Genomic DNA, 24,150 nt, shown 5'->3' with positions numbered 1-24,150 from the left:
AAAACCGGCTAGACCAGATTAAATTCTAAAGAAAAATCTTTAAAGTTTGCTGATATAACTTCCGTACATATCCTTAAACTGGTGCCCAGTTGCAAAACGATCTTTGCTTAGTTTATTGTATTCGACTAAAGCCCATAAAATAAATTCTTTTACAAAATATTGGTCTTTTTTATCCAATTCAGGCTGGTATTTTTTTATCAGAGCATCAAGAGGTGTTACTTCGTCTAAAATACTCTGATACTCAGTATCTGAAGCATCGTCTAATAATTCAAAACCGCTTTCTGCAAAAAACCATTCAATCAAATCTGAGTAAGGTGTTTTCTCTCCCTGTTTTTCTAATTTTTCAATTTTAGGAAAATAATTAGGGAATAAAGTTCTAATGGCAGAGCCAATTAAATGTTGTGCCACAACGGCTGCTCCCTCCTGTTCTCCTTCATAAACTAATTCTACTTTTCCGGTAATGGCTGGAATAATTCCCATAAAATCAGACAAACGCAGATTCGTTTTATCGGCTCCTGATTTTAAAGCTCGGCGTTCAGCAGTGCTGATTAAATTTTCAAAAGCCGTAATACTCATTCTGGCACTTACACCGCTTTTATTATCAATGTATTCGCTGTCACGCGCTTCAAAACTAATTTGTTCTAAAATATCTCTCGCCAAACCTGGAACATATACTACATCACTTTGATTCTGATCTAGTTTTGCTTCCTGCTCGGTAATCGTTCTTGCAATGGCAACTGTTTCAGGATAATGGGTTAGAATTTGCGAACCAATTCTATCTTTTAAAGGTGTTACAATACTTCCTCTGTTGGTATAATCTTCTGGATTTGCTGTGAAAACAAACTGCATATCTAATGGCATTCTTAATTTAAAACCACGAATTTGTATATCGCCTTCCTGTAAAATATTAAACAATGCTACTTGAATTCTCGCTTGTAAATCTGGTAATTCGTTGATTACGAAGATACATCTGTTTGCTCGTGGAATCATTCCGAAGTGAATAACACGATCATCTGCATACGATAATTTTAAATTCGCCGCTTTTATTGGGTCAACATCTCCAATTAAATCCGCAACTGTAACGTCTGGAGTGGCCAGTTTTTCGAAGAAACGTTCGCTTCTGTGTAACCATGAAATTGGAGTATCATCGCCTTTTTCTTCAATAATGTCTTTAGCAAAACGTGAAATTGGTTTCAACGGATCATCATTAATTTCTGAACCTGTTACAAACGGAATGTATTCATCTAATAATTCTATCATTTTACGCGCCAAACGAGTTTTTGCTTGTCCGCGCAATCCTAATAAATTAATGTTGTGACGAGAAAGAATCGCACGTTCTAATTCTGGAATTACTGTATTTTCAAAACCGTGAACGCCTTCAAAAACAGGCTTTCCCGTTTTAATTTTCTCACGAAGATTATTTCGTAATTCGTCTTTTATACTTATGCTTTTATATCCTGCAGCTTTTAACTGCCCTAATGTTTTTATATTGTTTATTTCCATTTTATTGAAATATATAATTTGAATTGTTTTTGATGTTGATGTTGATTGACAATTTTGTGTCATCACTTTGTGTAGACGCACTGCAGTGCATCTCTATGATATAGATTGCGCACAGTAAAAACTGAATACTGCGACTGATAACTGACCACTTTAACGAACTCTCTTCTTCCTATTTGTTTCATAATCTTCAAAAATCATTTCACCAAGACCTTTTAATCCTGTATAAAATGCTTTTCCTTGATTGGCTTCTGTAAAATGATTTACAAATCGCTGCAAATAAGGATCTCTGGCAATCATGAATGTCGTAATCGGAATATGCAGTTTTCTAGCCTGCTGTGCCTGTGTGTAACATTTATCGACAATGTATTCGTCAAGTCCGTTACTATTCATATAATAAGAACCATCACGCTCACGGACACAACTTGGTTTACCATCGGTAATCATAAAAATCTGTTTGTTGGTATTACGTTTTCGACGCAAAATATCCATTGCCAGCTGTAATCCAGCAACTGTATTGGTATGATAAGGTCCAACTTGCAAATACGGTAAATCTTTTATAGGAATTGTCCAGGCATCGTTTCCGAAGACTAAAATATCAAGTGTATCTTTTGGATAACGAGTTGTTATTAATTCCGCTAAAGCCATTGCTACTTTTTTGGCTGGTGTAATTCGGTCTTCGCCATATAAAATCATACTATGACTGATGTCGATCATCAAAACGGTACTCATTTGGGCTTTATGCTGCGTTTCTTCAACCACCAAATCATTTTCGGTAAGCATGAAACTTTCAACACCATTATTGATCTGAGCATTTCGTAAACTTTCGGTTAAAGCGATACGTTCTAAACCATCACCAAAATTAAATTCACGAAATTCTCCGGTATGTTCGTCGCCATTTCCGGCATGTTTGGTTTTGTGATTTCCGTTTCCAGAACGTTTTAAATTTCCAAAAATCTGATCTAAAGCTTGTTGTCGAATCGCACGTTCTGTTTTAGCGGTAATTCCTAAACCGTTTGAACCATCGGGTTTGACTTCGTCTTTTATGTATCCTTTCTTTTTTAAATCTTCGATAAAATCATCGATTGTGTAGTTCTCGTCGGTGAGTTTGTATTCTTTATCTAACTCGCGAAGCCAATTGATCGCTTCATCAAAATCCCCCGAAGTATGGGTGATCAGCTCTTTGAAAATGCCAAATAGTTTTTCAAACGGAGACTGAAACGGGGCTTCGTACGACTTAAAATAAAATCCTTTTTTAAATTCGTTTTTCATAATTTTAAAATTACATCTTTTTGGAATTATGAAAAACGAATCGTTTATTAATTTTTAGTTAAAATATTTAACCAAAACCGGCCGCTAACACTGTTAGCTCTATTAATTATTCAAACTTTCCGTCAACATAATACCATGCATCATTTTCAAATTTAAAGGTAGAAAATTCATAATGAACCTGCGGTTTTTGATTTGAATCTAAAAAATACGCTTTGAACTCGACTGTATTTTCAGTAAAACTTAAAATTTCGAGTTTCTGCCAGGTATTAGCTGTTGCCCATTTCAAAATCTCGGCTTTAGAATAATATTTTCTTTCAGAAATATGTGTGGTTTCTAAAAGATAATCGCCATTATGAGTCGCATACGCTGAATATCGAGAGCGCATTAAAACCAAAGCAGTTGGGGCTTTTTGATTATTCTGAAGATATAATCCGCAGCAATCTTCAAAAAGCAATCCGGTATCACAGAAGCATTTTTTACTCTCCATCAACTGGCTCTTCTCCATTAATTTTAACGTGAAGCTGATTTAACAAAACCTGATAACGGCTTATTTCTCTCACTTCTTCATCTTCTTCAGCAAAATCAATCATTTCATCTAATGTTTCGCTTACTTCCAGCAGTTTATTGTTTGCTTCTCTGTCGTTTTTGGCAGCAATCAAATCAATGATTTCCTGCACTCTTGGTTTTAATTCTTCAAATTTACTATTCATGTTTTTTTTTGTTTCAGGTTTCAAGTTTCAGGTTTCAGGTTTCAGGTTAACTTGGAACGTGAAACCTGAAACTTGAAACTACTATTTACTCTTCGTTTTTACTTTCGTTGAATTTCTTTACGATTTCTTTTAATTTTTCTTTGCGTGCAATTTCCGCTTGTTTTGCTTTGGCCTGGGCTTTGTGCAATTTATCGTTGTGTTTTTTGATGTTTTTTTCGTTATTGCGTCCCATATATTTCTCTTTTAATTTCTTCTAAACTCTTTTCGGTGAAAATCAATTCATTAATAATCTGTTTTCGCAAATCATCAATATCATCATAATCAAAATGTTTTGCCCATGAAGTAAGCTGCTGCAGATTTCGTACTTGTTTTAATCGTTTTGTGGTTTCAAAACTGGTTCTTAAAATTGCTTTTCCGTCATAATCTGGATTTTTTTTATGCTGATAATTGGCGGTGTTTTTTTCGAAATCGGCATCAATGTAATAGAGTTTCTCATCGGCATTATCTGGATAAAATTCTTCCCATTTTGCAAAACCAATCTTTATTTTTGATTGGGTTTCAGGCTCAAGCGCAATTAAACGCCATTTACTATTGGCTAATCTCCCCCAATGATTCGAAACACGATACATTCCTTCGTCTGTATAATAATAGGTACTCCCCGCTTTACTCTCAAATTGTTTCTTTAAACCCGCTACTCGGTCCAGAAGTACTTCATGAAAAGCACAAAATGTATTTTTAAAAGAATTAGGATGTGGTTTAAAATTTTTCTGCATATGCAAATATACTCAGATTAGCGCGAACACACTAAACAAACCTAAAATGATTAACTTTGTACTTTTAATTTAAAAATGAAAGTCATGTCTAAAGATTCAGAACAAAAAATGCCGCAAAAGGGAGTTTTTACGGGTATTATAGAAAAAGATGAAAACAACAATTATTTCTGCGGAGAATATCTTTTAGACTATAAAATGGTGCAGGCAAATTTTCAAGTTGGTGACTGGGTTACAATTAAATCTGTAATCGAAAATCCAAGCGATATCAGCTTCAAACAATATCCTAAAAAATCGAGAAACTTTGATAAAGCAAATCATAAGCCTGAATAATTTGTTTCAGGTTTTAAGTTTTGTTTGTTTCAAGTTTGTTAGACGTTTGTTGTAACCGTAAAGCACGCTGAGTTTTTTAACCAGGAGTTAAAGCATATTTAAATATTAAGTTCGCAAAGCTTTCTAAATTAAGCTTTGTGAACTTTTCATTTTAATGATTCTCAGATAAAAAACTTTGCGTGCTTTGCGGTAAAAACAAGTTAACATTTAATTAAAGTAACTTTCCTTAATATTTTTTGCATCAAAACTAAAAAGTTAAAAAAAAGTGTACCTTTGCAAAAAATTTGTCGATTTGAACTAAAAAAGAACGATTTCAAACTAATAGACAAGTAGTTACCTTTTATTTATGAAAAAAATAGTTGAATACCGCAAGTTACTAAACGTAGACAAAACTGCTGAATTAAAAGATTTAAAAACAATTTATCGTAATGCGATGAAAGAATCTCATCCAGATAAATTTGTAGGAGATGACGCTGGTTTAAAAGAAGCAGAAGAAAAAAGTAAAACAATCATTGAAGCTTACCACTTTTTAGTAAGTATCCACCCTGATACCATCAAACTTAATTTACCTGAATACACAGAAACAATCTCAACTTGTTCTATAACAGATTTTAAATTTGTAGAAGGTCGTTTAATTATTGACTTTTCTAACGGAAGTGTTTACGAATACATCAGTGTACCAAAAGCAACTTACGTAAAAATGGTAAATGCTGATTCTCCTGCGAGATTTGCAAAAAGACACATTTTGAATTCTTTCACATGGAGAAAGAAAACAAATCAAGAATAATTTTGTTCTAAAATATTCCAAAAAGCACTCTTCTTACAGAGTGCTTTTTTTATGTCTTACGGTTAGAAAAACGCCTTATAAGTATTGTAAACAAAAACCAAATACTAGTTTTTAATTAAATAAAAGCAGCAAACACCTTGATTTTAGGACATTTAGATCACAAAAAACTATAACAAAATTTTAGGTTACAAAATTCCTTATGTTATATAATTTTAGATACTTTTGTTGCACAAATCAATTAACTAATTAATTTTTTATAATGAAAAAAATACTTTTTTTACTTACAGCTTCTGCAGCTATCATTTCATGCAGCAAAGTTAAAGACGGAGAATACCTTATTACAGGTACTGCAAAAGGAATTGAAAATGGAAAAACAATTATCCTTCAAGGTCAAGATCCTGCTACAAGAATGACAGTTGCTCTTGATACTGTAAAAGTTGAAAATGGAAAATTTGAAATAAAAGGAAAAGTTACAGAACCAGCTTTCCACACATTACTCCTTCAAGGTGCTAACGGACCAATCCCTTTTATCCTTGAAACTGGAGAAATCAATATCGAAGTTGACAAAGACAGTATTCATAAATCTAAAATTTCTGGAACTTACAGCAATGATGAGTATGTGAAATTCAATGAGGATATGACAAAAACTCAAAAAAGTTTAATTGATTTCCAGAAAAAGAATACTCAAAAAATGCAGCAAGCTCAACAAGCTCAAGATACAGCAACTATCAACAGCTTGATGAAACAATATATGGAAATTCAAACTGAAGTTCAAGCTAACAGCAAAAAGAAATATTTAGCTTACGCTGAAACTCACCCAAAATCATTTATCTCTGTATTAATTGTTCAGGGTATGATTAATGATCCAAGTGCAGATATTAAAAAATCTGAGAGTATTTTCAACTCATTAGACGAGTCTTTAAAAAACACTACTCCTGGTAAAGAAATCAAAACTAGATTAGGTCAAGCTAAAATGCCTGCAGTTGGTGCGTCAGCAGCTCCTGTTGGCAGCGCTAAATGAAGAGCAGATTTTTCGGCTCCTAACCCGCAAGGAAAAGTTGTTTCGCTTAAAGAAAGTTTAGGCAAAGTAACTATCGTTGATTTCTGGGCTTCATGGTGCGGACCATGTAGAAAAGAAAATCCAAATGTTGTGGCTCTTTATAAAGAATTACATTCTAAAGGGTTAAATATTGTTGGAGTATCTTTAGATAAAGATGCTGAGCATTGGAAAGAAGCTATTGCAGCTGATGGTTTAACTTGGACACACGTTTCAAATTTAAAATTTTGGGATGAACCAATTGCAAAGCAATATAATGTTGAATCAATTCCCGCTACTTTTATACTTGATGCATCAGGAAAAGTGGTTGCTCAGGATTTAAGAGGTTCAGAACTAAGAGCAAAAATCTTAGAATTACTTAAAAAATAATACTAGCGCTTTAAATAGTAAAAAATCTCCTTCGGGAGATTTTTTTGTTTTATAACTACCCAGACTTAGAAATAGAATTTCAAAATTCGGCGTATTCAATTAACCAAATTACGGTAAAACATCAACAAAAGTAATGACTGGCAACTTTATTAAATGGTAAATCCAAAGTAAAAACCATAAAATAGCTGTACAAAAAATCCTACTTTTAAAATAAATTAAAAAAAATATTTTTTTATGTGTTTTTTACTTTATTCAATTCCAGCCAATTAAAAAACAACTTTAAAATAACTTTAAATTATGTGATTTTTTTGTTTGGAAATGTAGAAAACCTTCCTATCTTTGCAACCGCTTAGAACAACAAAGCACAACGCTAGAGATTCGGGGAGATACTCAAGCGGCCAACGAGGGCAGACTGTAAATCTGCTGTGAAAACTTCGCAGGTTCGAATCCTGCTCTCCCCACGGAAAGGCCGAAAAACCTGAAAATTTAAAGTTTTCAATCTTTTCAAAAAGCCGAAAAAAATGTCTGAAGACCTGCAAATTCAAGGATTTGCAGGTTTTTTTCGTTTTAAGCCTATTTTCAATATTTATAAATCCACACAAAATTAAAGGTGCAAAATCGGTGCACTTTCCGGCGCACAGAAAAGTGCACCAGAAACAGCAAGAATCCCTTATATTACAGGGGTTAACGAGATTAACGACTTGATTTGGCAGTGATATTATTCTACATTTATTAATTTAAAAAGTAGGATTATGTTGGAAAGCAGTTTTGGTTTGGGATTCTTTTTAAAAAGACCCAGAATAGAAAGCAGAGAATGGATTGTGTATTTCAGAATAACAGTTGACGGCATCCGCAGGGAAAGTTCAACTAAGAGAAGATGGGATAATACGCGATGGGATCAAAGGTTCGAAAGAGCGGTCGGCTCAAAGGAAGATGCTAAGTCGCTGAACTTCTTTTTGGATTCGCTGACTTTAAAAATCAATGAAATCAAAACCGAAATGATGTACAGCGGCAAAACCATAACCGCTGAGAAAATTATGGACGAGATCCTGGGAAGGACAGCCCCAAAGATTAAGGTTCTTGAAGAATTCCAGAAGCATAATGATGAAATGGAGGCGCTTCTTGGAAAAGGCTATGCGAAAGGCACCCTTGACCGGTTTACCATTACCAAAAACCATTTGACTGCATTTATAAAGTTCAAGCTTAAAAAGGATGATGTTGAATTTGCGGATTTGAACCTTGAGTTTGTAAAGGACTTTGAATTTTACCTTAGAACTGTACGCGACTGCAGCAACAACACCACCCTCAAGTATATTGCAAATTTCAAAAAGATTGTAATCCGCGCCATCGATAGGGAAATAATTTCCAAGGATCCATTCAGGAACTTTAAGGGACGTAAAACAAAACTGGTAAAAAAACCACTCACCGCACAGGAATTGTATGAACTTGAGAGCCATTATTTCACAACCGACAGGCTTAATGTCGTAAGGGATGTATTTGTATTCCAATGCTACACAGGACTTGCTTATATCGACGCATACCAATTAAAGAAAACGGATATCAAAGAAGGCATTGATGGAAATCTATGGATAATGTCTGAAAGGCAGAAAACAAACTCATCATTTAATGTTCCTCTTCTTCCCCACGCACTGAAAATAGTTGAAAAATATAAAGAGCACCCCCTATGTATGCAGCGTGGAACCGTGCTTCCTGTTTCATCCAACCAGAAAATGAATGAGTACCTGAAAGAAATTGCTGTATTGTGCGGTTTTCCTTTTACGCTCAACACACATATGGCCCGCAGGACTTTCGGAAGCACAGTAACCCTCAATAACAACGTTCCTATAAACGTAGTTAAAGAACTGCTCGGCCATGCATCAGTAAAACAGACCGAAGCATACGCTATCACAGAGCAGGCGACTATTGGACGTGAAATGTCCATTCTGAATAAAAAGCTAAACAAGAATGAGTCCAAAATATCTAAACCAGACCTTGCGGTTCTCACAAGACTGGAAAAAGAAATACAAGCTATCAAACAGAAATATAACATTTCTTCTTGATCAATAATTTAAATATATTCAACAGAAAAGAGGCTATCTCAAATTTTGAGATAGCCTCTTTCTATATAGTTTAACTTCGCTCTTATAGCCCGGATGATAAGATGGGGTGTACTTTATGTATCCTAAATCCTGGAGCTGTTTAAAATACTTATGATAAGTGGGCAGCGTATTCACATGTGACAGCTCCATAATCTTGCTGCGGCTTACTTTAATCCTTCTCCTCTGCCCCTGCCTGTACCCCAATCCTAATATTGCTATTAAGATCGACAAATGCCAGACGTTCAGTTGCGGATCATCAATATACAATGAGATGTAATCCATAATGTTTCTTTCTTTTAATCTATTGTTTTGTTTCATCATCAAATAGTTTTTGAAGATCTTCCTTATTGTAGTAATACGAGCCAAACACTTTTTTGAAACGGACTTTTTGGCTTATCCTAAGATTCTGTACAGAACCTGCTGAAATATCAAGCAGTTTTCTCACAGACTTGCTTCTTATCCACTCTGGTTCCAAATTTTCTTTCCCTCCAGAATCCTTATCTTTAAATACGGCTTGTATTTTATCAAGCAGAAGAAGACCAAACTCTTTTAAGTCTTCCTTGGTCACAAATTCATTCATCCTTTAAGTATAAAAGTTATTACTAGCAGAACCTTTAGATGTCCGCATCGGCTGAAAACAAAAAATATATTTCACTCCCTCGTGTTTTCTTAAAGGATGGTTTATATTTTAAGTATCCATATTGGTGAAGCTCTTGGATACATTTATGATATGTATTTGCAGAGGAAACTTTGGCAATAACAATAATCTCCGAGCTGAATACAAAAATTGGATTAATAAAGCCCTTAACGGATCTGAACTGCAGTAAAGCCGCATAAATGGCAATATGCATTGGACTGATCCGATAATCATTCTTTATTGCGGTGAAAAAATCCGATAAAGGCTTTAAAGTTTCCATAATTTTAAAGTGAAGGAGATTTTCTTTTCTTTACTTTATTATCTTTCTTCCCTGAATCCCCTTCATCTGAATCTGGACTCTGTTTGTGATCTTTAGAAACTGATTCTTTTTGAGATTCAGCCTTCTTCTCTTCCTTGCTCTCTCTATGGTTGATTCTCTGAAGATTTGCATCATAAACATTGACAGTCTTAAATTGGGGATTTGCCTCCACATACATTTTGCTTTCGACACCGCTAACTACGAAGGTCGCTGACTGAAGATTTCCTTTTTTAAGGGAATTCAAAAGGTCTTCTTTATACTGCGGAGTATTGAGCTCTTTGATTGAATGTTTTGCCAGACTTGCTTCCAAATCATACCCGTAGTTATGATGGTATTGGTTTAGCTTAAAATTACCATTGTCAGATTGTTTAAAGTCGATCTTCAGCCAGCAATTATAGCTCTCTCCTTCTTTATTTTTAAGATCTTTATTGACAGATCTGCCTTCCATCAGATTATAAGCCTCTTTCATTGTAATGCTGGAGCCGTCTTTGTTGATGTAAAAAGTCTGTTCCAGACCAGGTTTGTTTTCTTCTTTCTGAAGATTGACGTGATAGGAATTAAAAAAGTACATATCTGTCTGCTCAGACCTTTTGAAATTTAATTCTACAGTTAAGGTATCCTTATTTGGCAGACCATTGTTCATAATGCCGGTGTGCATGATTTTAAAATCCTTATCTCCCTTCATTATGTTCTCTCGCAGTTCAGCATCGAACGTTTCTCCAAACCCAGTATATTTTAACTGGTCTTTCAGGTATTCTAAATTTTTCTCATTCATTGCGTTTTCATTTAAATTATTTTCTACAAATTCTTTCCTTTGTCTTTCGTCCCTGGCAAAACCAGTTATCTCAATCGCCTCATTAGAAGAAAGGTCAATTCCGCTATTCATAAGCGCATTTAAGTCAATTATCAGCGAATTTACAGGCAGTGTCACAAAGTATTCTGCATCATTAGTCATTGCAATACAATATTCTTCTGCGTCCTGCGAACCACGAAAAAACTCAAGCGTATTACTATTATTAATATGATCAATATTAAAGGCAACATACGTGTATCCGAGATAAGCCATTTCCTGGGTGTAACCCAACATCATTTCACTGTCATTTAAGTCGATTGTCATTTTACTGCTATATATATGTTTTAAACCCGAGCTACATTGATAGCATTTTATCTGTCAGATTTTTAATATCAAGATTCAAGTGTCTTCCGCCGTTCTTTTCAATGATCTCAATTGTGAAGTATTTTTTCTCAGGAATGGTAAATTTGTCAAGGACATATACTTTTACAACCTGAGACTTATCGGGTATCACCTGAGAAGTCGAAGTTGTGTATAGCGGCACAATTTCAATTTCCTGTGAGGCCGTCCGCTTTGATTTTTTCTGGTCTCTTATAAAAAAACGCAACTGGTCGATGTCATAGTTTATTTTCGATTTATTCTCAAATACTATCCTGAAATACAAAATATCTTGACTTATAAAAATACCACTGACTTGTAGACTGATCTGAAACTTTGAACGTTTAACTCCGCTAACTTTTTTCTTTTTTGATAAAGCAAGCATGGCTCCCTCCTCAATTTTTTTCTGATTCTCGTTCTCAAGTGAAAACAGAACATCTTTATTAACAGCAGTTCCGTTTTCTGCCATAATATTTAAGTCTGGGCAGCCCTCATCATAATTCAGCACAAACACATATAATCGTGAGTCAGAAGTTATAACTGTTAGATTAGTTTGGAAAAAGTTCTGCGTGGCTGCCTTTACAAGAAGTATATTCTCTACTCCTTTTGCTTTCTGCACCAGCACATCTGTGCTCCCTTTATCAATGCTCTTGATTGCATAAGGGAAAACAATGCTTGTGGTTTTGGAGAAGCCGATCTGCAGATTCGAATACTGGTCTTCGTAAAAGATATTTCCTTTTCCGGTTGGCTGAGGATAAACTGAAACGCAAATCAGCATCCAGCTTATTAAAAAAAACAAATAATCCGCTCTTTTCATTTTTCACTCTTTTAGGGTTTTAAATTCTTTTGTTTTTCATCATACAGCAGCACACGATAACCTGCTTTCACAACTACTTTTATAAGTTTTACCTTTTTGCTCATAAGACTTTTGGCAGCTTCTATCCCCATACCTGCTGCCTGCGCTCCCCATGAATCCGATATACCGTTAAGTCCCAAAGTCTGAATAGATCGGTCGGCTGATGCTTTTGCAACATCCCTGCTGATCGCTCCGGGAATATAGATGCCGTCGATGCCGTCAATATCATATACAGCCAGTTCGACGGGAAATATCGAATTATTGTACTGGATGTTTGTGATTTTTACCTCCAGCCTCTCTCCTTTCAAAGCCGCCATCCCATATAGAAATGTATTTCTGGGTATAATCGTTCCCTGCAGGAAAATATCGTTCGTAAGCCTTAATTTAACCACTGACCCATTGACAATGGTCTGCGTCTGATGCACAACTGCTTCAATAGAATTCTGTATATCTTCAGCAGGCTGCGCTTCGTCAAGAGAATAAAATGCATTTGTTTTCAATAAGGACTGCGAAACGGCATTGCGCTGGAGTGAGCTTATGTTATTCTCTGCTGCTTTTTTTAGTACTGAATATATTTTCCCTTTTTTTCTGTCAGATGTCTGCTTAAGCCTTTCCTGCACGCGCTGCGGATGCTGTATATCCAAAATATTTTCGAGCATGACGCCTAACTGCTGAAGTTCCGGATCTGCTTCCTGCGGTGAGCTCATGGCTGACATAAGCCCTTCGAGCTTTCTGATTTCTTCCGATTCACCCCGAGAAGTGCCGTAATTCTCAAATTCCCTCATGTCCTGACCGTAACTCGTCACCGCAGGCTGGCTGATTACTTTTTCAAGAGCCCTTAGCTTCTCATAAACTTTCTGTTCATTGCGGTCCTGAAATGACTGCGAATTAAAAGCCGATTTATTTTTTGGAAGCATGCGGGACTCAAAACCGTCAGCGGTAAAAAAATCTGCTTTCTCTTCCGAGGCTTTATTATCAGAATAGTTGGGATCTTTTTTTATCTGCTCCTGCAGTTTTATCGAATCAACTGCTGCCTGATCATAATAGCTCATCTTGTCAAGTGCCGAGTCTTCTTTAAATTTAGGCAGGGGCAGATTAAAATTAAATCCCTTCTTTTCACCGCTCTCCGCTGTTTTAGCTTCCACTCTTCCTCCGCCTAAGGAATAGAATAGGAATGTCAAAAACGGAAATGTTATAAGCGGCAGCATTAAAAGCATCTTTCTCTTCTTAGATTCCTTTTGAGATACTATTTTCTCTTGCATAATTTTAGTTTTTTAAGTTAAATATCTTAGTCTTTGAAGCTGCTGGGATCACGGCTTCTTTATAAAAGGTCCTGTACAGGTTATAGATCAAATAACCCGATGCCACGACCGTAAAGAAAAGAAGTCCCCAGATCAGTTTTGTTTTAGAAAGCCCATCCGTGGCTCTCTTCATTCTTTCTGCCCATCTTTTCTGCACCAGCAGATAATACTTGTTATATACAAAAGGCTCAGTCTGTTTTTTAAATAAGGCTTTCATAAATTTTTATTTTCTGGTTTCAGCCGAGATATCCTTATTTTCAACAGTATTGAATCGCTCAATAAGAAAACCGTGCGGATTATTGTCGCTTCTTGAGACATTGCGGAGCGAACCTTCGGTAAGAAGGCTTCTTTTCATAATGCTGGTAGTACGGATAATACTCTGCCGTGCGTAACATCTAAAGCGGTAGGGATACTCACGGATATCAATGCTCACGCTGTCAATCTGAATGGTCTGGCTTATATTCCCCGATATGATGCCGGAATAAAAATTGTTTTCTTTCAGATCGTCGTAAATGCGTTTGGCACTGTCATCTGCCAGATAAAGGGCTTTTGTGATATTGGTTTTTATGACCTTGTCATCAGGATCAAGGGTAAAGAAAAACTTGTGAAATGTCTTTACATGATCTCTGGCTTCCACAGGAATATTGTCTTTTCTTTCCGAAGCGTAAGCCTCCAGCGCTTTGCCGTTTGCCAGAATATATACCTTATCCTGCATGAGGCTTACTGTCTGAAAACTTTTATAGACAGCATAGCAGCTTATTATGATGCAGCCTGCAATTACAAGCATTGTGAAACCTCTTACATACCTGAAAGCGGTATCTATGTTCTTCATTTTCGTAAACATGAGACGCTGTTTTAAGTCTGTTTGGAATTTCCTTTAAGCCTATCATTCATATAATTTCCTTTTTCTTGGAAATAGGGACTGCTTCCTGCAGTTGCAGCCATGCTGCCGGTCATTCTCCGATCCGCATCTCCCATTGCATCTGCGGCCATCCCAACTGCATTTGAGGAAGACCTCACAACAGTATTGGCTGAATTGCCAAACATGCTTGTCACTTTATGGCCCAGAGCCCCTCCTCCGCCTGCGTGAACTATATAATTTGCAACAGATGGGACTGTAAAGTATCCAATGATTCCAATTATCATAAAAATCAAATAGGACATATCGGTCCTGCTGAAAAAAGTGTCACCTGTTGCCTGCATCTGCGAAAGGTCCAGTTTAAGCATAAGCTCCTGAATTTTGCCGATTATGCTGCCGAAAATATTGGCAACGGGAAGCCACAGGTAAATATTGATATATCGGGCAAGCCAGACAGTCAGCGTGTGCTGGAAACCGTCAAAGACCGCTATTCCAAATACCAGCGGTCCTAGAATGGAAAGCACCACCAGCTGAAATGTCCGAAGGGTGTCAATGCATAAGGCCGCGGCTTCAAACAAAACTCTCAGCACCTCGCTCAGCCATTCCTTGACCGAATTCCGAAAGCTGTAAGAAGCTTTTTCCATGGCAAATTTCACGTCATTGCCTATGCCTGCCAGCATGCTCTCATCCGATGGATCAGCGCCGTCATGCGTATACTTGTACCATCTGTCACGATCACCCGTTCCAGCTGCACCCACATACATCTTCCATGGATTGGTTTCTTTGATTGCTTTTTCCTTCTCTTTAAGCAGTACGGCAACTGCATTGTTAGAGCCCGTTACCATAGCACCAGTAGCTGTAACAGTTGGTTTCATAACTCCATTTATAAGAGCCAGCACCGAAGGAAAAATCATAACGCAGAATCCTATTACAAAGGGACGGAAGAGCGGATAAAAATCAATCGGCTCGGCGCTTGCTATATGCCTCCACACACGTGAAGAGATATACCATATAGTTCCAAAACCGGCTATTCCCTGCCCGACTGCGATAAGGTTGCTGCACAACGGCATCATTTCATCGTAAAGCTGGTCTAAGACCCCATGAAGACTATTCATCTCATCCCCTAGTCCCTGTGCTATTATTCTGCAAGGAAGCAGTAATATGATAAGCATCACACAAATTGCTTTTTTGTTTAATAGGTATTTCATACTCTAATCTTTAAATTCCTGAAAACTCTTTGAGACATAAACATCATTTTTCTCTTTTAATCTCTGAAGAGCCAGAATGTTTGACGTGGTATTAAAGTTTCTAAGAAAAAGCAGTTTATCCTGCATCTGCCCGTATATTTCATCTACAGCCTCCAGTCTCTCGTCATCTGACATTCTGAGCTTATCTGCAGTAATAGCCATAGTAAGTTCGTCAAGATTGCGCAGGCTTTGATTAAGCAGGTTTGTGTAAACTTTTTCAAAATAATGCATTTCATCTCCGCTGAAATTCTCGCTTTTTATAAACCGGTTCATTCCGCTACGGCTTTCTTTGACTATTGAAATCTGATAATCCACTATATCTCCCACCCTTTTGTAATTTTTCACAGCCGGGCTTACCTGCATGAGTGCATCCAGAAAAGTTTTATGAAGACTGAAATTTCCTTCAGTCATCTCTTTAACCGTTTTATATCCGCCTGAAAGCACCTCATAACCCTTTTTCATATCACTGAGAATTTTCTTGAACTGTGAGAGCTTTTCGATATTCAAAATAAGCTGCTGAATTTCTGCTGACTGCGCTTTTGATTTATATGGGGTCAGAAATAGGCAGACAACTGCCAAAAACAATACTATCTTTTTCATCATTGCAAAATTTATAATCCGTACAATTCATTTAATCCTTTAGAATCCTTCTTATCGGCGGTTTTTGAAACCGACAGAAGTCTGGCTTCGCTGCTGAAAAAAAGGCAGAAATTATAATCCTCCTGCATAGTTTTGTGCAGTTCATTAATGCGCTCAAGCCTCTGGTCATCTTTCAGTTCCAGCTCTGCATCAGTGGTGATGGCCAAAAGCTGGTCGAGAGTCTGGCTGCAGTTCTGCAGCAGCCTTCCAAATGACCTGTTTATATAATCAAGCTCGCTTCCATGAAACAGATCTGCCGTTTTTAGATCAGCCACAGTCTTTTGGCAGAGTTTCATTATTTTAAACTGCATGGATATAATCTCCGCTGTTTTGTAATAGTTCCTAACCTTTGGATTTATCTTTAAAAGCGAGGTGAAATAATCACTGTGCAGGTTCAGTTCTCCTTTTCTGGCATCACCGATGAAATTGAGCCCCTTTGATACCGCCGAATATCCTTTCTTTGCATAATCGATATAGACCTGAAGCGCCGCTATCTGAAGGATCAGTTCCTTCCTCTGCTTTGCCTGCCCGTTCATGCTATGGTTAAAAACACATAGCGTTATTAGTATTACAGCAATCTTTTTCATGATTTTAAGTAGATTAGGGAATTCCGTAAAATTGTTTCACACGGTTTACATCTGCTTCCGTTTTTGCCCTCTGCAGGCTCAACAGTATGTTCTGCTGGTTAAACATCTTAACGTCATCATAGTTCGCATCTATCTCATCGGCCGCCTTATTGATGATCTCAAGCCGTTTGAGATCGCTCATCTGTGTGGCGAAAGAATCCAGGATCAAAAAAATCTGGTCGATATTCTTCACGCTTTTCTCCAGTATTCCAGTGTAGACCTGCTCCATATACTGGATTTCGCTGTTTTTAAAATGGGTATCCTGCTTGAAAAGATTCCAGGCTCTTTCATATTCCTGAACAAGCTGTGTCTGCTTTTTTATAATCTCTTTTATTCTCTGATAGTAGGTGATAATTGACTTTACTTTTGCCAGCTCTTCATAATATCCTTTGTAAAGGTCTTTCTGCTTCTGGGTCCAGTCCGATATTTCATCAAGTTTTAATTTGGACAGCACATTTTCCACCTGCTTCTGGGCATTCTGAAGCCAGATTGTCTTGTTCTGCAGTCTCTGGATTCTCAGATCGATTGCTTTGATTACTTTTTTGGTTACTGTTTTTACAATCTCGAGTATTGGCAGAACCGCTGCTTTTTCAGCAGGTCTTGCTGGAGTGCTTACCAAAAGAAGGCAGACCAGACTGATAATTAATTTCTTTTTCATTATTCCTTTCATTTTTCATTTAATTCCATTTTTCATATCCTGAGCCATCGCGGTTATACCCTTCTTTATATCCCCGCCAAACTTCTGTGCATAGGCATTCATTTTCACTTTCTCGCTTTCCTCCGTCGTATACGCCAGATATTCCTCGAGAGAAACTTCCGTGCGATATACCTTGGAAAGCATCCCTCCTAAAGAGATAAACACTTCTTTGTATTTCCTAGCGGGATCATTTGCTTTGTTTACTGATAAAACCAATGCCTTTTCTTTATCAGTGAGTCCCAGCAGTTCCTGAATCTGGCCGAACTTATTTTGGTATTTGCTCTGGTCCAGCAGAATTTTGCAGTCGCTGTTGTTGATGATCGCCTGCTTTACAACAGGCGAGGAAATAATATCCTCAACTTCCTGCGTGACCACTATCGCTTCGCCAAAGAACTTGCGCACGGTCTTAAAAAGATATTTTATGTAATTTGCAAAACCCTCCTTCATCAGTGCTTTCCATGCTTCCTCAATAAGTATCATTTTTCTGACACCTTTAAGCTTGCGCATCTTATTTATAAAGACTTCCATAATGATGATGGTCACAACAGGAAAAAGAATCGGGTGGTCTTTGATATTATCAAGCTCGAAGACAATAAAACGCTCTTTCAGAAGATCCAGATTTTCCGTGGCGTTCAGCAGATAATCAAATTCGCCTCCCTTGTAATAAGGCCGAAGGACATACAGAAAATTGTTCACGTCAAAGTCCTTTTCCTTTACCTTATCTCTTTCCAAAATCGAGATAAAATCTTCTTTTAGGAAATCATAGAAACTGTTAAAACAGGGAAAAATTTCTGCATTTATATCCAACTTCTCATAGTAAATCTGCAGGGCATTGGAGAGCGCTACATACTCGCTCCTGTTAAAGGTTTCGTCGTCTTTTTTCCAGAGTGCCAGAAGCAGCGTTTTAATGCTTTCTTTTTTCTCTGTATCCAGACTGTCTCCCTCAGAAATATAAAAAGGATTGAAACGGATAGGATTTTTTTCATCGTATGTGAAATAATACCCTTTGACCATATCGCAGAGCCCCTTATAGCTGTGCCCCACGTCCACCAGCACTATATGGGTTCCCTGCTCGTAATAGCTCCTTACCATATGATTGGTGAAAAATGATTTCCCGCTCCCTGATGGCCCGAGTATAAACTTATTTCGGTTGGTGCAGATGCCCATTTTTACGGGCTCATCGCTGATATCCACATGAACCGGTTTTCCAGTTAATCGGTCTCCAAGTCTAATACCGCAGGGACTCAGAGAAGATCTGTAGCCAGTTTCCATATTCAGAAAGCATACCGCATGTTCCGTAAAGGTGTCAAAGGTGTCATTCATTGGAAAGTCCGCTGCATTTCCTGGAATTCCTGCCCAGTAAATCTGTGGAGCCCCGACGGTTTCCTGCTTCGCAGCAGCATCCATCTGGGCAAGAGCTGATGATACCTTATTCTTAATCTCTTTCAGTTCTTCCTTGTCCGTACTCCAGGCCAGCACATTAAAATGCGCTTTGACCGGAAGCCTCTGCTGTGATACTGCTTCGTTAAGGAAATCATTAGTGGCATCTCTGGCAATCATATTCTGCCTGCTGTATGCCGAGAGCGACTGCAGCCTCAATCGCTTGCCTTCAAGCTTTTGGATGATTTTCTGCGCATCCTCAATGAAGATATACTGGTTGTAGATATGATTGCAGGACAAGAGCTGGCCGAGCGTTGAAGCAAAACCAACGCTGAATTTTGTCTTATCGGTCGAATAGCGGTCATAATTTATTCTTGATCCGCAGAGTCCCGGCAGATCAGCTGCATCACCAAGCGTAAAGAGCTGGCAGTACTTATCCCCTACTGCAAGTCCTTCATCAAATTGTATATCATTAAAAATAAATGATTCTTCCTTCTCTGATAAAAAACAGTACTTTTCCACCAGCCCAATTTTTCTGCTCCCGCTTCTAAGCGAATCATTTTTGAGGCGCACCAGTTTTATAAATCCGCTGTCTTCCAAAATCCTTTTAAACTGCCCGCAGGCATCTGCAAAATCATGCAATAGCTGCGGCCTTAAAGTTTCTTCTGGAACTATGGAGCTTCGCAGCAGATTAGAATACAATGAGGTTGAATTCCTTCTTCCCGCCGGTTTCTTGGTCAGCATAATATAGCAGCTGTGATCCAGAAAAGGTCTTTCATTGAAGAAACGCTCACTGCTTTTGGCCAGAAAGCTGCTGTCCTCCCTTGAAAAATCTGCCTTATGCATACTTTCCAAAAACCAGTCCTGCTTATGAAAAACACAGAACTTCGGCAGTACCTTTATGGCCTTTATCCAAGACTGGTGGAAAGCTTCATATTCCTGATCCGACATTGTAAAGATCTCAGGCAGTTCTGTCTTAAAAACTATAGTTACATCGCCTTGTTTTGACAATATGTAATCATGCTCCACTGCCATTATAGGCAGTATTCCCTCCATCGTCTTCATACTTTACATTTTTCTAATTAAGTCCTATCTAGGAAACTTTCCATCTTTATTTTAAGACTCCAGCCGATCTAAGAATATGAAGGCCAAGCCTCGGATTTACGCAGTTGCGCAGAATCTGCCTTTTGTTTTTTATCCTAAATTCTTTTAAGCTGAAACCAAGTGCTTCTTCAAGGTCCGGTATCTGTGCATACCTTATTTTAATGTCAGCAGCAATATCAGCAGGAGGAATATCAAAATTCGACCAGAAAAGATGGCGGTGCAGGACAGCATTTGGCTCAATCAAGGGTTTGTAATAGGGCTTCACATTCTCAACTGTCCAAAAACAGGAAGCATTATGATGAAGAAATAGTATTTCCTGATAAAGCCTCATGTCAGGATATACAGCAGAAGTGCCCCGGAACCTCACGCAGATGTTCTGCCTGAAAGAGGAATGCGATTGGCATGGAGGAGACGACCAGATAAAGTCGAAATCCTTGTAATTTTCCAAAAGAAACTGATGCGCATCTGCAACGATAACATTGTCTTCTGGAAACCTTGCCGAATAAATTGCCGCCAGTACAGGATCAAGCTCTACGGCTGTAACTGAAACACCTTTCCAATCTTTCCTATTGCCTCCTATTCCAGCATATAAGTTTAGAACTTTCACAAATCCACAATTAACGTTCTATAGCTATAACTTAACAAAAATACTTCTGCTGTACACCTTTACATGTTTAGGTACTTTCCTGCCAGCCAAAGCTTTCATCATGCCGTGCTCGCCATAAGTATTGCTCATTCTGTACACTTTAAAAACAAGAAAAGCTCCTGCAGCTCCAATAAAGGCAATGCATATCAGGGAAGGAATTCCAATTATGTACAAAACAGCAAACAGAATCATAAGACCGACAACACCTCCGCTCAAATACCAGATGTACTGTGCTTTAAGTCCCTTAAATTCAATGCTCTGATTGATACCTTTATTGATCGAATAAACACTGCTGCTCATTTCTAGTATCTATCGTTTAAACGCCGAAAAAGGACTTAATTACCGTAGCAACGACCACCAGAAACACACAGCTTCCAAACCAGGCAGCAGCGACTTTTCCGGTATCGGGATCGCCGGCATTCCATTTCTGGTAGACTTTTACAGCACCTATCAGCCCGAGGATCGCTCCTACTGCGTACATCAGTTCGGTGCCGGCATCAAAGTAGCTTCTCACTTTCTGGTTGGCTTCATTAATTCCCGCCACACCGTCCTGACCATAAATAACATTACTGAGCAAAATCATCAGCAGCGACGATCCCATAGCTCTAAATCGTCTAAGAAGACTTTTTAATTTCCATCTGCATTTTTTCATCACAAATCATTTTTAAAGTTATTCTTTAGCAAAAAAAGAGGAATACCGCCATTGCAACTCTATTTTCCTTGTCACATAAAGCCATACCGCACCAGAGAGAACGGGGAATATTCCTCTTCTGAATTTTTAAAATACCGATCCTTCCCACAGGCTGTCTGCTTCGCTCAGACTTAAAACAAGATTGGGATGTAGTTGGGACTCGGAAACCATCAGCTGGTTAATGTTTTCTTTGAGAGCAGAAATTTTGACAAAAGGATATTCTTCAAGAAGCATTCTTAAGTAGTTTTCAAACTGCTGTTTTGATAAATTCTTTTCAGAACATTCTTTAGCGGCATCTTTAATCCGCTGGGAAAGTTTTTCTGCATCTTGCAGCGGATCAAATGATTTGGGAAATGAATCGGATATTGATTTTATTTCCTTTATATTTTTAGAAGTTTTTTTAAGAAATGGTATTTGCAGTTTCTTTTCACCTGATAAGATTTTTTTTAAATCACCGCTGTGAAATTTAAATAAGATTACTAGATACCAGAAAATTATAGCAATACCAGCCGCGGTCAGATAACTGCCCCATGAAATATTTGTAAACATAGCTCCTCATTTTATCGTTCAACATTTTATCCTCCTCTATGAAAACCGCCATCAGTTAAGAGCTGATGGGATTTATTCTACAGTCCAAAGGAACGATAAGTATAAACTTTCTACAAGCACAACTTTCTAGAGCCTTTTTTGTTCCCTTTCAAAATGCTTGATTTTAAAGGCATTTCGACTGCTTTTCAAATAAAGACTAGTACGTTTTTATCTTGCTGATTATTTTCTCAAGGCTTTCAATGGCAAGTTCTTTATCCCGATCTTCGGGATTATACGATTTTGCCCTTATCGATTTATAAGAAAGATTTCTTCTGACAGGGGTGGAAAGATAAGGCACAATGCTTTTAAAAATGTAATTCATCGACTTTGCTTTTATAATTCTCGCTTCGTCTGTTGCTCTAAGGATCAGAGCTATCTGATCCCCCGAAAGCATGCACTCCAGCTTATGGTCTGCCTTCTCTACAAATTCACTGCCGGCATAATTGGTCGTCTGCTCCTGCATTTCAATTGCGGCCTTCTTTTCGAGATATCGGGCTTCGCTGGAAAACCAGTATTCCAAAAATGAAATCAGATTCTGCTGTGAGGGACTAAAGGTTAATTTTAAGTCAGGGTTTACTTTGGACAGTCTGCTGCAGATATAAAGCAGTTTTTCAAGCCTTTCCGATAAATTTTCAAAGCCTTCCAAATAGCCGCCAATTTTAGCGACCAGTTTCTCAGCATATTCTCTGGAGTTGAAATTCATTCTAATAAGCATAAGATCAAGATCTGAAATACATTCTTTTTCAGAAATTGCATGCCTGAATTTTTCCAGTTCAGTGATTATCTCTCTGTAATACAAAATCTGGCGGTAGGTACATTTTGTGTTTTTGGAGTTATGCAGCGGCGCAGCGAGAAGATCTGCAACAAATTCCAATCCAGCATCTTCATGTTCTGTATTTTCTTTTATTTTAATCAGTCTCTTTAAGACGGTAAGCGTTTCCTTTTTCCATACCAAAAAATAGCTGTTCGGCACTCTTTGGTCAAGACTGATAAATGCAGAATATCTGACCTCGACAAATGACAGCAGGTCGTCAAGGGACGTGACAATCAAATCAAATATTTCATTTAACTGCATCGAATTGAATTGCTCTTTCTTTCTTATCTCTATTACCCTATCTATTAAAAAAACCAATGAAGAATGGTACTTTCTTATAAGAAGCCTGATCTGCCTTTTGCTTTTGAGCTCAAAAAAAGAGTTTTTAATATGAATTTTAATTTTTTTTGATTCACTCACCATTCTTTCATTCAAAATTTCCAGCTCGCTTTCTGATACGCTTATTGAGGAACTTCCTGCATCAAATGAATTTATAATTAGCGAATCGAACCATTCCAAAGGATACATTTTAATCATCGTCTTATCGTTTTAATTAAACAATCTTTGGCAGAATAAGGAGCGGTTAAGGCCGCTTACTTTTTAGTGGAGCGAAATTCTGTTGGCAGCAAACCGGTATGTCTTTTAAAAAATACGCCAAAGTTTTCAGGGCTGCTGAATTCTAGTTCATCGGCAATAGCAGCCACAGTATAGTTGGAATCAGTAAGAAGATTTTTCGAAACGTTGACAAGAGCTTCAATTATAAAAGATTTGGCAGTTTTTCCCGTGCTCTCTTTAACCATCTTGTTCAGATGTCCTGGAGTAATAAATAATGCACCCGCATAAAACTGTACGTGGTGCTGTGTTCTGAAGTGTATTGAAAGCAAAGTCAGGAAATGGATTACAATGCTTTCCCTTCTTGAAAAGTCAAGATCAAGCTCCGGTTTATATTTGGAATGTATAAACTTGAGTTCGTGTATAAACAGATTAAAGCATATCCGGCGCAGCTTACTAATAATCTCCGGCCTTTCATTGCCGCATTGCAGCGCGTTCATTAATTTATAAATTACCGATAAAACTTTAAAATCCTCTTCTTGAAGGCCAATCTTTCGGTCAGATTTCAGCATTAAAAAACTGAATGCATCCAAAAGCTCTTTCTCATAACAGTTATTAAAGGCAAAATCGAAATTTGTCCTTATAAGATAAAGCTGGATGTTAGGCGTCACCTCAAGTTTGGTGCAGATTGAATTATATGGAATCAGCAATAAATCTCTGCGTTTCAATATATTGGCCTCGTCACGAAATCTGATATTCATTTTGCCATTTTTGATTAAAAGCACTGAAAAATTCGAAATGGAAAATGGAACCTCCAGCACATTTTTCACTTTGTACTCTGTAAGCAGCAGGACATCGATCCCGTCATTTTCAATGCTTTTAATTTCTGTATTTAAGATTTCTCTAATCATTTTTTGTCTTTTATGAAGATCTGCTTTTAGATTTCATCCTTGAAGAAATATTCCATCCACATCAGAAACTGGAAATACAGATTTGACAGGCAGCAGATGTATAAAACATACGCTGTTAATCGCGGACTCTCAGTATTATAGTCTTCGTTTAAGACATAGCTCACAATCTGATCGGCGGCAAAAAGCTTCATTATAAAATAAAGGCTCAAAAGATT

29 protein-coding genes, 1 tRNA gene and 1 pseudogene are annotated in these 24,150 nt (G+C 37.5%); 6 read left to right on the top strand and 25 right to left on the bottom strand.

All coding sequences use genetic code 11. The features are described 5' to 3' along the window. Nucleotides 1-39: 39 nt before the first annotated feature. The 6 genes from J0383_RS19955 to J0383_RS19930 all read right to left on the bottom strand — a co-directional run bounded on the left by J0383_RS19955 (nt 40) and on the right by J0383_RS19930 (nt 4,255). Nucleotides 40-1,503 (bottom strand): magnesium chelatase, encoded by a 1,464-nt coding sequence (locus tag J0383_RS19955; RefSeq protein WP_207295706.1) that lies wholly within the window; start codon nt 1,501-1,503, stop codon nt 40-42. A gap of 150 nt (nt 1,504-1,653) precedes the next feature. Next, nucleotides 1,654-2,772, bottom strand: a complete 1,119-nt coding sequence (locus J0383_RS19950) for a vWA domain-containing protein (RefSeq protein ID WP_207295705.1) — start codon at nt 2,770-2,772, stop codon at nt 1,654-1,656. Between the two features lie 106 nt (nt 2,773-2,878). After that, on the bottom strand, nt 2,879-3,277 hold the full coding sequence (locus tag J0383_RS19945) for a YchJ family protein (protein ID WP_239023112.1): 399 nt from the start codon (nt 3,275-3,277) through the stop codon (nt 2,879-2,881). Beyond that, a complete protein-coding gene (locus J0383_RS19940; RefSeq protein ID WP_207295704.1) occupies nt 3,249-3,482 on the bottom strand; it encodes a hypothetical protein in 234 nt (77 codons plus the stop codon). The genes J0383_RS19945 and J0383_RS19940 overlap by 29 nt, the downstream gene beginning before the upstream one ends. Nucleotides 3,483-3,567: 85 nt before the next feature. Beyond that, nucleotides 3,568-3,714, bottom strand: a complete 147-nt coding sequence (locus J0383_RS19935; RefSeq protein WP_008467810.1) for a hypothetical protein — start codon at nt 3,712-3,714, stop codon at nt 3,568-3,570. After that, complete coding sequence (locus J0383_RS19930) at nt 3,701-4,255, bottom strand: hypothetical protein (RefSeq protein WP_207295703.1); 555 nt, start codon at nt 4,253-4,255, stop codon at nt 3,701-3,703. Before J0383_RS19930 ends, J0383_RS19935 begins: the two co-directional genes overlap by 14 nt. Nucleotides 4,256-4,339: 84 nt before the next feature. Here J0383_RS19930 and J0383_RS19925 point away from each other — a divergent pair, with 84 nt between their 5' ends. The 6 genes and pseudogenes from J0383_RS19925 (at nt 4,340) to J0383_RS19900 (ending at nt 8,858) form a co-directional block, all read left to right on the top strand. Then, entirely contained in the window at nt 4,340-4,585 is a 246-nt protein-coding gene (locus J0383_RS19925; protein ID WP_207295702.1) for a hypothetical protein, read from the top strand. A gap of 346 nt (nt 4,586-4,931) precedes the next feature. Beyond that, the gene (locus tag J0383_RS19920) at nt 4,932-5,372 is read left to right on the top strand and encodes a KTSC domain-containing protein (RefSeq protein ID WP_207295701.1); all 441 of its coding nucleotides are present in this window, start codon (nt 4,932-4,934) and stop codon (nt 5,370-5,372) included. Nucleotides 5,373-5,631: 259 nt separating this feature from the next. Then, nucleotides 5,632-6,393, top strand: a complete 762-nt coding sequence (locus J0383_RS19915; RefSeq protein WP_207295700.1) for a DUF4369 domain-containing protein — start codon at nt 5,632-5,634, stop codon at nt 6,391-6,393. A gap of 66 nt (nt 6,394-6,459) precedes the next feature. Beyond that, nucleotides 6,460-6,798, top strand: a pseudogene (locus J0383_RS19910) (TlpA family protein disulfide reductase); the annotation flags it as partial. Nucleotides 6,799-7,178: 380 nt separating this feature from the next. Further along, nucleotides 7,179-7,259 (top strand) — tRNA-Tyr (locus J0383_RS19905). 291 nt (nt 7,260-7,550) lie between these two features. After that, nucleotides 7,551-8,858: a site-specific integrase gene (locus tag J0383_RS19900; RefSeq protein WP_207295699.1), complete on the top strand. Its 1,308-nt coding sequence runs from the start codon at nt 7,551-7,553 to the stop codon at nt 8,856-8,858. Nucleotides 8,859-9,198: 340 nt separating this feature from the next. Here J0383_RS19900 and J0383_RS19895 read toward each other — a convergent pair whose 3' ends face one another. From J0383_RS19895 to J0383_RS19805, 19 genes are all read right to left on the bottom strand, one after another. Further along, nucleotides 9,199-9,477, bottom strand: coding sequence for a DNA-binding protein (locus J0383_RS19895; RefSeq protein ID WP_207295698.1), 279 nt, complete (start codon nt 9,475-9,477; stop codon nt 9,199-9,201). 34 nt (nt 9,478-9,511) lie between these two features. Further along, on the bottom strand, nt 9,512-9,814 hold the full coding sequence (locus tag J0383_RS19890) for a hypothetical protein (protein ID WP_207295697.1): 303 nt from the start codon (nt 9,812-9,814) through the stop codon (nt 9,512-9,514). A 4-nt stretch (nt 9,815-9,818) separates the two neighbouring features. Continuing rightward, a complete protein-coding gene (locus J0383_RS19885; protein ID WP_207295696.1) occupies nt 9,819-10,970 on the bottom strand; it encodes a hypothetical protein in 1,152 nt (383 codons plus the stop codon). A 31-nt stretch (nt 10,971-11,001) separates the two neighbouring features. Further along, entirely contained in the window at nt 11,002-11,841 is an 840-nt protein-coding gene (gene traN, locus J0383_RS19880) for a conjugative transposon protein TraN (RefSeq protein ID WP_207295695.1), read from the bottom strand. 11 nt (nt 11,842-11,852) lie between these two features. Further along, nucleotides 11,853-13,142: a conjugative transposon protein TraM gene (traM, locus tag J0383_RS19875; RefSeq protein ID WP_207295694.1), complete on the bottom strand. Its 1,290-nt coding sequence runs from the start codon at nt 13,140-13,142 to the stop codon at nt 11,853-11,855. A gap of 4 nt (nt 13,143-13,146) precedes the next feature. Continuing rightward, a complete protein-coding gene (locus J0383_RS19870) occupies nt 13,147-13,398 on the bottom strand; it encodes a hypothetical protein (protein WP_207295693.1) in 252 nt (83 codons plus the stop codon). Nucleotides 13,399-13,404: 6 nt separating this feature from the next. Then, the gene (gene traK / locus J0383_RS19865) at nt 13,405-14,013 is read right to left on the bottom strand and encodes a conjugative transposon protein TraK (RefSeq protein ID WP_239023111.1); all 609 of its coding nucleotides are present in this window, start codon (nt 14,011-14,013) and stop codon (nt 13,405-13,407) included. A 23-nt stretch (nt 14,014-14,036) separates the two neighbouring features. Beyond that, nucleotides 14,037-15,248 carry a conjugative transposon protein TraJ gene (gene traJ / locus J0383_RS19860; RefSeq protein ID WP_207295691.1) on the bottom strand — a complete coding sequence of 404 codons (1,212 nt, stop codon included), beginning with the start codon at nt 15,246-15,248 and terminating at the stop codon, nt 14,037-14,039. A gap of 3 nt (nt 15,249-15,251) precedes the next feature. Further along, nucleotides 15,252-15,887: a TerB family tellurite resistance protein gene (locus tag J0383_RS19855; protein ID WP_207295690.1), complete on the bottom strand. Its 636-nt coding sequence runs from the start codon at nt 15,885-15,887 to the stop codon at nt 15,252-15,254. A gap of 11 nt (nt 15,888-15,898) precedes the next feature. Then, nucleotides 15,899-16,513: a hypothetical protein gene (locus J0383_RS19850; RefSeq protein ID WP_207295689.1), complete on the bottom strand. Its 615-nt coding sequence runs from the start codon at nt 16,511-16,513 to the stop codon at nt 15,899-15,901. A gap of 13 nt (nt 16,514-16,526) precedes the next feature. After that, nucleotides 16,527-17,210, bottom strand: coding sequence for a conjugal transfer protein TraI (locus tag J0383_RS19845; protein WP_207298737.1), 684 nt, complete (start codon nt 17,208-17,210; stop codon nt 16,527-16,529). A 15-nt stretch (nt 17,211-17,225) separates the two neighbouring features. Beyond that, nucleotides 17,226-19,694 carry a TraG family conjugative transposon ATPase gene (locus J0383_RS19840; protein WP_449536196.1) on the bottom strand — a complete coding sequence of 823 codons (2,469 nt, stop codon included), beginning with the start codon at nt 19,692-19,694 and terminating at the stop codon, nt 17,226-17,228. Between the two features lie 46 nt (nt 19,695-19,740). Continuing rightward, a complete protein-coding gene (locus J0383_RS19835; RefSeq protein WP_207295688.1) occupies nt 19,741-20,340 on the bottom strand; it encodes a DNA cytosine methyltransferase in 600 nt (199 codons plus the stop codon). Nucleotides 20,341-20,364: 24 nt separating this feature from the next. Beyond that, entirely contained in the window at nt 20,365-20,679 is a 315-nt protein-coding gene (locus tag J0383_RS19830) for a DUF4133 domain-containing protein (protein ID WP_207295687.1), read from the bottom strand. Nucleotides 20,680-20,695: 16 nt separating this feature from the next. Then, complete coding sequence (locus tag J0383_RS19825; protein WP_207295686.1) at nt 20,696-21,031, bottom strand: DUF4134 domain-containing protein; 336 nt, start codon at nt 21,029-21,031, stop codon at nt 20,696-20,698. 126 nt (nt 21,032-21,157) lie between these two features. Further along, nucleotides 21,158-21,619, bottom strand: a complete 462-nt coding sequence (locus J0383_RS19820) for a hypothetical protein (protein ID WP_207295685.1) — start codon at nt 21,617-21,619, stop codon at nt 21,158-21,160. A 196-nt stretch (nt 21,620-21,815) separates the two neighbouring features. Beyond that, nucleotides 21,816-23,009: a hypothetical protein gene (locus J0383_RS19815; protein WP_207295684.1), complete on the bottom strand. Its 1,194-nt coding sequence runs from the start codon at nt 23,007-23,009 to the stop codon at nt 21,816-21,818. A gap of 56 nt (nt 23,010-23,065) precedes the next feature. Next, the gene (locus J0383_RS19810; RefSeq protein ID WP_207295683.1) at nt 23,066-23,935 is read right to left on the bottom strand and encodes a helix-turn-helix domain-containing protein; all 870 of its coding nucleotides are present in this window, start codon (nt 23,933-23,935) and stop codon (nt 23,066-23,068) included. Nucleotides 23,936-23,961: 26 nt separating this feature from the next. Further along, nucleotides 23,962-24,126: a hypothetical protein gene (locus tag J0383_RS19805; RefSeq protein ID WP_207295682.1), complete on the bottom strand. Its 165-nt coding sequence runs from the start codon at nt 24,124-24,126 to the stop codon at nt 23,962-23,964. Nucleotides 24,127-24,150: the final 24 nt, after the last annotated feature.

The sequence above is a fragment of the Flavobacterium endoglycinae genome (genome assembly GCF_017352115.1).
Lineage (GTDB): Bacteria > Bacteroidota > Bacteroidia > Flavobacteriales > Flavobacteriaceae > Flavobacterium > Flavobacterium endoglycinae.
This window is presented reverse-complemented; position numbering and strand designations above follow the sequence as displayed.